At 65.7% G+C, this 10,803-nt stretch carries 8 protein-coding genes; 6 read left to right on the top strand and 2 right to left on the bottom strand.

The features are described 5' to 3' along the window. The first annotated feature begins 38 nt into the window (after positions 1 to 38). Both AC3RCE_RS07915 and AC3RCE_RS07910 read left to right on the top strand, forming a co-directional pair. Positions 39 to 1,490 carry an aldehyde dehydrogenase gene (locus AC3RCE_RS07915; protein ID WP_492254869.1) on the top strand — a complete coding sequence of 484 codons (1,452 nt, stop codon included), beginning with the start codon at positions 39 to 41 and terminating at the stop codon, positions 1,488 to 1,490. Positions 1,491 to 2,040: 550 nt separating this feature from the next. Beyond that, complete coding sequence (locus AC3RCE_RS07910; protein ID WP_492254868.1) at positions 2,041 to 3,753, top strand: IPTL-CTERM sorting domain-containing protein; 1,713 nt, start codon at positions 2,041 to 2,043, stop codon at positions 3,751 to 3,753. A gap of 33 nt (positions 3,754 to 3,786) precedes the next feature. On the opposite strand, the gene tsaD is transcribed toward AC3RCE_RS07910, so the two are convergent. Together tsaD and AC3RCE_RS07900 are read right to left on the bottom strand one after the other, a co-directional pair. Next, a complete protein-coding gene (tsaD, locus tag AC3RCE_RS07905; RefSeq protein WP_369641897.1) occupies positions 3,787 to 4,833 on the bottom strand; it encodes a tRNA (adenosine(37)-N6)-threonylcarbamoyltransferase complex transferase subunit TsaD in 1,047 nt (348 codons plus the stop codon). A 100-nt stretch (positions 4,834 to 4,933) separates the two neighbouring features. Continuing rightward, positions 4,934 to 6,100 (bottom strand): branched-chain amino acid ABC transporter substrate-binding protein, encoded by a 1,167-nt coding sequence (locus AC3RCE_RS07900; RefSeq protein ID WP_218293884.1) that lies wholly within the window; start codon positions 6,098 to 6,100, stop codon positions 4,934 to 4,936. Between the two features lie 207 nt (positions 6,101 to 6,307). On the opposite strand from AC3RCE_RS07900, the gene AC3RCE_RS07895 reads away from it, so the two are divergent. The 4 genes from AC3RCE_RS07895 (at position 6,308) to AC3RCE_RS07880 (ending at position 10,692) form a co-directional block, all read left to right on the top strand. Continuing rightward, a complete protein-coding gene (locus AC3RCE_RS07895) occupies positions 6,308 to 6,934 on the top strand; it encodes an ANTAR domain-containing response regulator (RefSeq protein ID WP_218293883.1) in 627 nt (208 codons plus the stop codon). 591 nt (positions 6,935 to 7,525) lie between these two features. Next, a complete protein-coding gene (locus AC3RCE_RS07890) occupies positions 7,526 to 8,770 on the top strand; it encodes a CmpA/NrtA family ABC transporter substrate-binding protein (RefSeq protein WP_218340636.1) in 1,245 nt (414 codons plus the stop codon). 36 nt (positions 8,771 to 8,806) lie between these two features. Then, positions 8,807 to 9,775: a nitrate ABC transporter permease gene (gene ntrB / locus AC3RCE_RS07885; RefSeq protein ID WP_492245541.1), complete on the top strand. Its 969-nt coding sequence runs from the start codon at positions 8,807 to 8,809 to the stop codon at positions 9,773 to 9,775. Positions 9,776 to 9,879: 104 nt separating this feature from the next. Continuing rightward, positions 9,880 to 10,692, top strand: a complete 813-nt coding sequence (locus AC3RCE_RS07880) for an ABC transporter ATP-binding protein (protein ID WP_218340634.1) — start codon at positions 9,880 to 9,882, stop codon at positions 10,690 to 10,692. Positions 10,693 to 10,803: the final 111 nt, after the last annotated feature.

The raw sequence follows: 10,803 nt of genomic DNA, 5'->3' as shown, positions 1-10,803 counted from the left end.
ATCCGACTTTTCCTTCCTATTCATCCAGGAGACATTCCATGACTGCCATTTCCATGCTGATCAACGGCGAGCGCGTGCAGGCCACAGGCGGAGCCACCTTCGAGCGCCGCAACCCGCTGGACGGGTCCGTGGCCACCACGGCCCCGGCCGCCACGGTGGCCGATGCCAAGGCCGCCGCCGACACCGCGGCCAAGGCCTTCCCGGCCTGGTCAGCCCTGGGGCCCAATGCGCGCCGCGCGCTGCTGCTCAAGGCCGCGCACGCACTCGAAGCCAAGGGCGACGCCTTTGCTGCCGCCATGGCCGCAGAGACCGGCGCATCGGGCCTGTGGGCCGGCTTCAACGTGCACCTGGCGGCAGGACTGCTGCAGGAGGCTGCGGCCCTCACCACGCAGATCGCCGGCGAGGTGATTCCGTCGGACGTGCCCGGCAGCCTGGCCATGGGCGTGCGCCAGGCCGCAGGCGTGGTGCTGGGCATCGCGCCGTGGAACGCGCCCATCATCCTGGGGGTGCGCGCCATTGCCACGCCGCTGGCCTGCGGCAACACGGTCATCTTGAAGGGCTCGGAGCTGAGCCCCGCCACGCACGGCCTGATCATTGAGGCGCTGCAGGAAGCCGGGCTGCCCCAGGGCGTGGTGAACTTCGTGACCAACGCACCCGCCGATGCCGGTGCGGTGGTCGAGGCCATCGTGGCCCACCCGGCCGTGCGCCGCGTGAACTTCACGGGCTCCACCAAGGTGGGCCGCATCATCGCGCAGACGTGTGCCAAGTACCTCAAGCCCGTGGTGCTGGAGCTGGGTGGCAAGGCCCCGCTGCTGGTGCTGGACGATGCAGACGTGGATGCCGCGGTGGCGGGCACCGTGTTCGGCTCGTTCGCCAACTCGGGCCAGATCTGCATGTCCACCGAACGCATCGTCGTGGACAACGCCGTGGCCGACGAGTTCGTGGCCAAGCTCGGCGAGCGCGCCAAGGCCCTGCCCCTGGGCGACCCACGCAAGGGCCCGGTGGTGCTCGGCTCGGTGGTGGACATGGCCACGGTGCACCGCTGCAACGCGCTCATCGACGACGCGCTGGCCAAGGGCGCCACGCTGGTGTGCGGCGGCAAGAGCGATAGCACGCTGATGCAGGCCACCGTGCTCGACCACGTGACGGCCGAGATGGACATCTACCGCGAGGAGTCGTTCGGTCCCGTCAAGCCCGTGGTGCGCGTGAATGGTGTGGAAGAAGCCATTGCCTGCGCCAACGACAACGAGTTCGGCCTGTCATCCGCCGTGTTCAGCCGCGATGTGGCCAAGGCGTGGAACGTCGCGGCGCGCATCGAGTCGGGGATCTGTCACATCAACGGGCCGACGGTGCATGACGAGGGGCAGATGCCGTTCGGTGGGGTGAAGAGTTCGGGGTACGGGCGGTTTGGGGGGATGGCGGGGGTGCGGGAGTTCACGGAGCTGCGCTGGATCACGGTGCAGACAACCCCGAGGCACTATCCATTTTGAGGGCGTTGAAACGGCCCCCATATACGGTGGACGGGCATGAGCGTCCACCTGAATGCCGCGCGCCTGGTCAATGTCGGTCAAGCCGCCATTCACCCTCCTGCGTCCGAGCTTGAGAGGCGTATTCAAAGGTTCTGGGAAAGGTGCACAGAAATCAGCGCCCGTCGCACAACCCCGCGGGCATCGCCGATGCCTGCGCTTTTTTTCTTGACAGCTGGTAGCCCACCCCATAAGGTTGTTAGCGATTGTTTCAGCATTCATCGGCTAGTGCGCCGGCCCGGAAATAGCTGCATGCAACGAAGTCGATGGCTTCATTCTCAAAAAAGCAGGCGCCCCCCTCAGTGACCACCGCAGCGGTATCGAGGACTTGCAGTGCGGTACCGAGTGTGAAAATCCGATTTCGTGAACATGTGGCTTGAGCGGTGACAGCACACTAGATTCGCGCAATGTGCTGTCCAGCATGAATGGCGCGACAAACGAACCGCCGCAAATGTGCCTCCCACGGGAGCGGACACGCATCAGCGTTGTCAATCACTACAGCGGACAGCCAGACATGAGCAGGATTTGTTTTCGTATTGCCACAATGATTCTCTTTGTGGTTGGTTTTTCCAGCCAGGCCTGGGCCCAGGCATTCACAGAAGATTTTGACAACATCACGTTGCTCACGGGCAATGGATGGTTCATGCAGAACAACAGCACCCCGGCCGGCTCAACCAGCTGGTTCCAGGGGACAGCAACCACAGCGACGCCAACCCCCGGCCCCTTCAACGCGTATAGCGGCGCAGCCAATGCATACATTGGCGCCAACTACAACAACACCGGCAGCACCGGCACCATCAGCAACTGGCTCGCGATGCCAAACCGGACGCTGCGCAATGGGGATGTGCTGACCTTCTTCACAAGAAAACCCACGGGGACCGACTATCCCGATCGGCTGGAAGTCCGGCTGAGCACCAATGGCGCAAGCACAAATGTGGGATCAGGCGCCACCGCCGTGGGGGACTTCACGGCGCTGCTGCTCAGCGTCAATCCAACGCTGGTGGCCGGCGGCTATCCCCAGACGTGGACGCAATACACCATCACTATCTCGGGACTTCCAGCCCCCACCTCTGGACGCATGGCGTTTCGCTATTTCGTCACCTCGGCCGGTGCTCTCGGAACGAATTCCGACTACATTGGTATCGACAACACGGTGTACACACCCTATGTGTGCCCGGCATTCACGATGACACCGGGGGGCGCGCTGGCCCCGGCAGTCTGGGGTCAGGCCTATAGCACCCCCCTTTCACAGACGGGTGCACTGGGAGCGCCAAGCTATGCGGTGACTGCTGGTGCTTTGCCCCCCGGGTTGACGCTGGGTGGTAGTGGCACCATCTCCGGCACGCCAACGGCCACTGGAACCTTCAACTTCACAGTGACAGTCGCGGACGCCAGCGGCTGTTCGGGTTCGCAGTCCTACTCCATCCAGGTCGAGGCCAATGTGCCTGGCGCGCCCCAGAACGTCAGCGTCACGGCTGGCAACGGGCAAGCGACCGTGAACTGGCAAGTACCATCCCACGATGGCGGCAGCGCCATCTCCGGCTACACGGTCACAGCGGTGCAAGACAGCAGCAAAACGTGTACGACCTCGGGTGCGCTCGGCTGCACGGTCTCTGGCCTCACCAACGGATCGGCGTACAGCTTCCGCGTCGTGGCTACCAACAACAAGGGGCCTTCCGCCGCAGGCATCAGCAATGTGGTCACACCAACACTTTCGACAGTGACCGGCGCGGTACCTGGCATGTCAGGCACCGGCTCAGTCACCCTCGCTGGCGGAGGCGCAAGCTGTACGCTGGATTCCAGCTCCGCATTCACGGTGCCTTCTACGGCCCCCGCCAACCGCACCTTGCCTCACGGCGCGTTCGAGTTCCTCGCCACCGGCTGCACCGGCAGCGTCACCATCTCCATCACGTACCCGACTCCGTTGCCTGAAGGCGTGCGGTTCTGGAAGTTCGGACCGGCTACGGCAGGAGCACAGACCTCCACCTGGTTCTTATGGACCGAAGCAGCGCTCAGCCCGGACCGCCGCACAGTGACGTACAGCATCACTGACAACGGCATAGGTGATTCAGACATTGCCGCAGGGCGTATCCGCGATCCGCTGGCTCCGGCACTGGGCTCTGACCCCACCAGCATCCCGGTCAACAACCCGTGGGCACTGGCTGCACTGGCTGCCATCCTGGGTTGGATGGGACTGCGCAGGCAACAGCGCGGTTCTCCAGGATAGTTTTGTCGACGGGGCTGGAATGACCAGCCCATTTCAGCCGACTGGCACGATGGAATCCAGCGGCCACCGCGGCTTCACATCAAACGCATAGTCGGTGTTCGCCTCCTGCTGCCCCGCCTGCAGCCGCATTGCCGCCGCCATGGCGATCATGGCCCCGTTGTCGGTGCACAGGTGCAATTCGGGGTAGTGCACCCGCACCCTGGCCGCCGCGCAGGCGGCATTGAGCTGCGCCCGCAGATGCCGGTTGGCGCCCACACCACCGGCCACCACCACGCGCTTGAGGCCGGTCTGCTTGAGCGCCGCCAGCGTCTTTTTCACCAGCACCTCGACGATGGCGGCCTCGGTGCTGGCCGCCAGGTCGGCCTTGCGCGCTTCGAGCCCGTCGCCCAGTTTCTTGGCCTGGGTCAGCACGGCGGTCTTGAGCCCGGCAAAGGAGAAGTCGAGATTGCCGCTGTGCAGCAGCGGGCGCGGCAGCTTGAAGGCCGCCGGATCGCCCTGCTCGGCCAGGCGTGACAGCGCCGGCCCTCCCGGGTAGCCCAGGCCCATGAGCTTGGCCGACTTGTCGAAGGCCTCGCCCGCCGCGTCGTCGATGGTCTCGCCCAGGATCTCGTAGCGGCCCACGCCGTCCACCCGCATGAGCTGGGTGTGGCCGCCGGAGACCAGCAGGGCCACGAAGGGGAACTCGGGCGGGTCCGCGCTCAGGAAGGGCGAGAGCAGGTGCCCCTCCAGGTGGTGCACGCCCAGCACCGGCTTGTCCAGCGCCGCGCCCAGCGCGCAGGCCACGCCGGCCCCCACCAGCAGGGCACCCGCCAGGCCCGGGCCGCGCGTGTAAGCAACCACGTCCACGTCCGCCAGCGTCTGGCCGGACTCGGTCAACACTTGTGTGGCCAGCGGCAGCACGCGGCGGATGTGGTCGCGGCTGGCCAGCTCGGGCACCACGCCACCATAGGCCTGGTGCATCTCGATCTGGCTGTGCAGGGCGTGGGACAGCAGGGTGGGAACGGCATCGCCCGTGGAGCGCACCAGCGCCACGCCGGTCTCGTCGCACGAGGATTCAATTCCGAGGATCAACAGACTCATGCCCCGAGTGTAAAACCCGGGCTCGCGGGGGGCCTGATGCAAAAACCCCTGCCGGCGGTGGCCGGCAGGGGTCGTGCATCCCCAGGGTCGCAGGCCGCGCCTACCAGCGGTCCGAGCGCATGCGCAGCTCCCAGCTGCCGCTGCGCAGTTCGTACACGCCCACCGCGCCGTAGCGCTGCTCGCCCTTGTCATCCCAGGTCATCGTGCCGATCACGGGCGCGTAGCCGTTGATGCCGTGCATGGCCTTGGTGATGTCCTTGGGGTCCGCGGACTTGGCCTTCTGGATGGCCGCCGAGAGCACGTACATGCTGTCGTAGCTGTAGTGCCCGCCGTACGCGGGCGGCTTCTTGTAGGCATCGATGTACTTTTCCAGGAAGGGCTTGCCCGTGGAAAACTCCTTGGCTTCCAGCACGGGCGAGGTGGCATAGACGCCCTCGACGATGCCGGCCCCCTTGGTCATGTCGGTGGTCTTGATGGTGTCGCCGCCCAGCAGGCTCACCTTGGTGTGCCCCACCTTGCGCAGGGCTTCCAGCAACGCCAGCGCCTGGAAGTCATTGAGGGTGGAGACGATCACCTCCACCTTCGCGGCCTTGAGTTCGCCGGCCAGTTCGTCGAATGCCGTGGTCTTGTCGTCGAACGACTTGCGCACCACCACCTCTTTCTTCTCGGCCTTGAGCTGCGCGGCGGCCCCGTCGGCCAGGCCCTTGCCGTAGGGCGTGCCATCGTCCAGCGCGGCATAGCGCGCGGCACCCAGCTGGGTGGCGGCAAACGAGCCGATGGCGCGCGCCTGCAGCGTGTCGTTGCCCACCATGCGGAAGGTGGTGGAAAAACCCAGCTGCGTGAACTTGGGGTTGGTGGAGATGGCGATCTGCGCGATGTCCTTGGCCGCGTAGATGGGCGCGGTCTCGATGCTCACGCCCGAATTCAGGTGCCCGATGACGGCCACCACGCCGGCATCCACCAGCTGCTGGGCCACCGTCTTGCCGGTGGCCGCGTCGGCCTTGTCGTCCACCGCCACCACCTCCAGCGTCACCCGCTTGCCGTCCACGGTGTAGCCGCCCTTGTTCAGTTCGGCCACGGCCAGGTTCACGCCATTGAGCAAGTCCTGCCCGAGGGCGCCCAGGGGGCCGCTCAAGGGCTGCGCCACGCCGATCTTGATGGTGTCGGGCACCTTGCCGCACCCGGACAGGAGCAGCAGCGCCATGGACGCGGCGGTGGTCAAGGCCAGCCCGGCGGCGAAACGGCGCCGGTCAATATGCTTGTTCATGCGGAATCCTCATCAATATGTCAATGTGACCAGATGTATATGCGACGACGGAGGAAAGGCGCTATCGGGTATGCCCTGCCAATCGGCAAACTATTAGCAAGTTTCAGACCCTGCAAGGCAAGGCCCTTGCCGGAACCCGGCACCTGCCCGGGGCGCACCGCTTCGGCGCACCAATTTGTGGCGTAAAAATTGCTTATGCTCCGGGGTATGAACGAGTCTCTGCGCATCGTGGTGGTGGCCCCGGACCTGGCCATTGCCGACCCCGACGACGAACACGCCGTGCTGCAGGCGGAGCGTTCGCGGGCGCTGCGCATCGGGCTGCTGGAGAACAATTTCAACCTGATCGCCACGCTGCCCGCGGATGTATTCCTGAGCGAGCGGATCGCCCAGCTGCAGCCCGACCTGATCATCGTGGACGCCGAGAGCGAGGCCCGCGACGCGCTGGAACACGTGGTGGTGGCCACGCGCGACGAACGCCGCCCCATCGTGATGTTCACCAACGACGAGGACACCTCGCACGTCAAGGACGCGGTGGCCGCGGGCGTGTCGGCCTACATCGTGGCCGGCCTCGCGCCCCAGCGCATCCGCCCCATCCTGGACGTGGCGATGGCGCGCTTCCAGCACGAGCAGGCGCTGCGCGCCGAGCTCGCCGATGCCAAGACCGAGCTCAAGGACCGCAAGACCATCGACCGCGCCAAGGGCCTGCTCATGCAGCGCCAGGGCCTGACCGAGCAGGCCGCGTACGAGAAACTGCGCAAGACCGCCATGGACAAGGGCCTCAAGCTCGTGGATGTGGCCCAGCGCATGCTCGACGTGATGGACCTGCTCGGGTAAGCAGGTGACATCCTCCTGAGGCGCTGCGCGCATCGGTGCAGCCGCCAGAGGCCGCCCGCTCTCGGGGACCGTCCAGACTGCGCAGGCAGTCTTGGAGCCGCGGCCCTTGGCCCCTCCTCTCGAATCGCTGCCCGGCTCGGGAAAGGGGACGATCCCCTCGCTGCGCAGCGGTCCTTGCCCGGCATCCCCGGCCTGGGCTACGCCCAGGTCCACCGGCTTCTCCCGGATGGTGCGCCGCACAAAGGCAGTGCGGCATTCACCGCGCGCACCACCTCCGCGCGTTTGCAGGTCAAAAAGCCCCCCAGCGCTTGATCCATTTGCGCAAGCAGCTATTAATTCAATAGCAAACCATGCGCCGAACTGATGCGGAGCCCGTGCGGCAAGGCCTGGCACGCCACTTGCATTAACCCCTGCGAGACCAATGGCGGTCTCACCCCCACACAGCACGGGCCCAAAGGCGGGCCGGTGCTGGGCGAACCCTTCATCGGGTATCGCCATGGACAGAGGCGTCCCTCACCGACCGGTGCTGCATGTATGCAGGCTGCTCGGGAGGACGCCTTTTTTGTTTTCAACGCTATGAGGAAGTGCCCCATGACCGATCTGCTCAAAACCAGCCTCAACCGCCGCACCGTGCTGCAGGCCGCCACCGTGGGCGCCGTCGGCGTCAGCCCCGCGCTGCGTGCGCTGGTGCACGCCCAGGGCTCGGACGCGCCGGAGAAGAAGGAAGTCAAGATCGGCTTCATCCCGCTGACCGACTGCGCCAGCGTGGTGATGGCCTCGGTGCTCGGCATCGACAAGAAGTACGGCGTGACCATCATCCCCACCAAGGAAGCCTCCTGGGCCGGTGTGCGCGACAAGCTGGTCAACGGCGAACTCGACTTCGCCCACGTGCTGTACGGCCTGGTCTACGGCGTGCACCTGGGCCTGGCCGGGCCCAAGAAGGACATGGCCGTGCTGATGAACCTGAACCACAACGGGCAGGCCATCACGCTGTCCAAGAAGCTCGCCGACAAGGGCGCCGTCAATGGCGCGGGCCTGGCCAAGCTGATGGCCAGCGAGAAGCGCGAGTACACCTTCGCACAGACCTTCCCCACCGGCACGCACGCCATGTGGCTGTACTACTGGCTGGCGGCCAACGGCATCAACCCGATGAAGGATGCCAAGGTCATCACCGTGCCCCCGCCACAGATGGTGGCCAACATGCGCGTGGGCAACATGGACGGCTTCTGCGTGGGCGAGCCCTGGAACCACCGCGCCATCATGGACGGCATCGGCGTGACGGCCACGACCACGCAGGACATCTGGAAGGACCACCCCGAGAAGGTGCTGGGCACCACGTCCGAATTCGTGCAGAAGTACCCCAACACGGCCCGTGCCGTGACGGCCGCCATCCTGGAGGCCAGCAAGTGGATCGACGAAGGCCTGGCCAACAAGAACAAGATGGCCGAGACCATTGCCGGCAAGGCCTACGTGAACACGGGCGTCGATGCCATCAACCAGCGCATCCTGGGCCGCTACCAGGACGGCATGGGCAAGACCTGGGACGACCCCAACCACATGAAGTTCTTCAACGAGGGCACGGTGAACTTCCCCTACCTCACGGACGGCATGTGGTTCCTCACGCAGCACAAGCGCTGGGGCCTGGTCAAGGACCACCCCGACTACCTGAACGTGGCCAAGGCCGTGAACCGCATCGACGTCTACAAGCAGGCGGCCGCCGCTTCCAAGACGCCGCTGCCCAAGAGCGAAATGCGTACGAGCAAGTTCATGGACGGCGTGGTGTGGGACGGCAAGGACCCCGCCAAGTACGCCGACAGCTTCAAGATCAAGGCGTAAGCGCCCTGCCCCGTCCACCCTGCACAGGAGAACACCATGGTCAGTGCCGTCTTTCACTCCCCGCTGGATGCAGCCCCCGTGGTTGCACAGAACGCTATGAATAATGTAGCTAGCAGCGCTTCGCCCGCAAGCGCCAGAAGCCAAAAACAGTCAAAAACGGCAATGGCGGCAAGCCCTGCGCCCACGGCATCTGCAGCCCCCGCCGGTCGCGACTGGGCGGCGCTGTCGCGCGGCTTCTGGATGGCGGTGCTGCCGCCGCTGTGTGGCCTGGGCTTGCTGGTGGGTCTGTGGGCCGTGGTGTCAGCCACCACGGGCAACAGCATTCCCGGCCCGGTGGAAACCTGGAAGCAGGCGCTGGAAATCTTCAGCAACCCGTTCTACCGCAACGGTCCCAACGACCAGGGCGTGGGCTGGAACGTGCTGATGTCGCTCGAACGCGTGGCCGTGGGCTTTGGCATGGCGGCGCTGGTGGGCATTCCAGCGGGCTTCGTGATCGGGCGCTTCAACTTCCTGTCGCGCATGTTCAACCCGCTCATCAGCCTGCTGCGCCCGGTGTCTCCATTGGCCTGGCTACCGATCGGCCTCCTGGTGTTCAAGGGTGCCAACCCGGCCGCCATCTGGACGATCTTCATCTGCTCCATCTGGCCCATGATCATCAACACCGCCGTGGGCGTGCAGCGTGTGCCGCAGGACTACATGAACGTGGCCCGCGTGCTCAACCTGTCGGAGTGGAAGATCGCCACCAAGATCCTGTTCCCCGCCGTGCTGCCCTACATGCTGACCGGCGTGCGCCTGGCCGTGGGCACCGCGTGGCTCGTGATCGTGGCCGCCGAGATGCTGACCGGCGGCGTGGGCATCGGCTTCTGGGTGTGGGACGAGTGGAACAACCTCAACGTCAAGAACATCATCATCGCGATCTTCGTGATCGGCATCGTCGGGCTGGTGCTGGAGTTCGCGCTCATCAAGCTGGCCACTGCGTTCACCTTCGAAGAGGTCAAAACCTGACCCACCCCTGAGCCGCGCCTGCGGCGCGTCATCCCCTCAGGTGCCCCCCAGTGGCCCGGCCAAGCCGGTGCCGCGGCGGTCCTCGAAACAACCCGGAGTTCCTCATGCACACCTCTCTCACCACCAAGTTCATCGAAGTCCATGGCGTGGAGCAGACCTTCAAGACCGCCAAGGGCCTGTTCCCGGCGCTGCGCGACATCAACCTCACCATCGCCAAGGGCGAGTTCGTCGCGCTGATCGGCCACTCGGGCTGCGGCAAGTCCACGCTGCTGAACCTGATCGCGGGGCTGACCACGCCCACCAACGGCGCACTGCTGTGCGCCAACAAGGAGATCAGGGGCCCGGGGCCGGAGCGCGCTGTGGTGTTCCAGAACCACTCGCTGCTGCCCTGGCTCACCTGCTTTGACAACATCTACCTCGCCGTGGAACGCGTGTTTGGCGGCAAGGAAACGAAGGCCCAGCTCAGGGCCCGCACCGATGCGGCGCTGGCGCTGGTGGGCCTCACGCACGCCGGGCAAAAGCGCCCCGGCGAGATCTCGGGCGGCATGAAGCAGCGCGTGGGCATCGCCCGTGCGCTGGGCATGGAACCCCAGGTGCTGTTGATGGACGAGCCCTTCGGCGCGCTCGATGCCCTGACCCGCGCCAAGCTGCAGGACGAGCTGCTGGAGATCGTGGCGCGCACGCAAAGCACCGTGGTCATGGTCACCCACGACGTGGACGAGGCCGTGCTGCTGTCCGACAAGATCGTGATGATGACCAACGGCCCCGCCGCCACCATTGGCGAGGTGCTGGCCGTCGACCTGCCCCGCCCCCGCCGCCGCGTGGAGCTGGCCGAGGACCCGCGCTACGTGCAGTGCCGCAAGGCGGTGATCGACTTTCTGTACACGCGGCAGGCGCATGTGGAGAAGGCGGCCTGACTGCCAGAGCCTCCGGGGCTTTTCCCCGGCGGGCATCGGGAAGCGGCCTTGGCTTGGGCCAATACGGCACAATGCGGCCCCATCCGCAGGCCGCATTCGCTTCCTGTGGAA

It is taken from the genome of Acidovorax sp. GW823-FHT05D11 (genome assembly GCF_058795695.1).
This window is presented reverse-complemented; position numbering and strand designations above follow the sequence as displayed.

Bases quoted from the DNA above. Each gene is read 5' to 3' on its own strand.
- tsaD (WP_369641897.1), bottom strand. From the start codon at position 4,833: ATGAGTCTGTTGATCCTCGGAATTGAATCCTCGTGCGACGAGACCGGC.
- AC3RCE_RS07895 (WP_218293883.1), top strand. From the start codon at position 6,308: ATGAACGAGTCTCTGCGCATCGTGGTGGTGGCCCCGGACCTGGCCATT.
- AC3RCE_RS07910 (WP_492254868.1), top strand. From the start codon at position 2,041: ATGAGCAGGATTTGTTTTCGTATTGCCACAATGATTCTCTTTGTGGTT.
- AC3RCE_RS07900 (WP_218293884.1), bottom strand. From the start codon at position 6,100: ATGAACAAGCATATTGACCGGCGCCGTTTCGCCGCCGGGCTGGCCTTG.
- AC3RCE_RS07890 (WP_218340636.1), top strand. From the start codon at position 7,526: ATGACCGATCTGCTCAAAACCAGCCTCAACCGCCGCACCGTGCTGCAG.
- AC3RCE_RS07915 (WP_492254869.1), top strand. From the start codon at position 39: ATGACTGCCATTTCCATGCTGATCAACGGCGAGCGCGTGCAGGCCACA.
- AC3RCE_RS07880 (WP_218340634.1), top strand. From the start codon at position 9,880: ATGCACACCTCTCTCACCACCAAGTTCATCGAAGTCCATGGCGTGGAG.
- ntrB (WP_492245541.1), top strand. From the start codon at position 8,807: ATGGTCAGTGCCGTCTTTCACTCCCCGCTGGATGCAGCCCCCGTGGTT.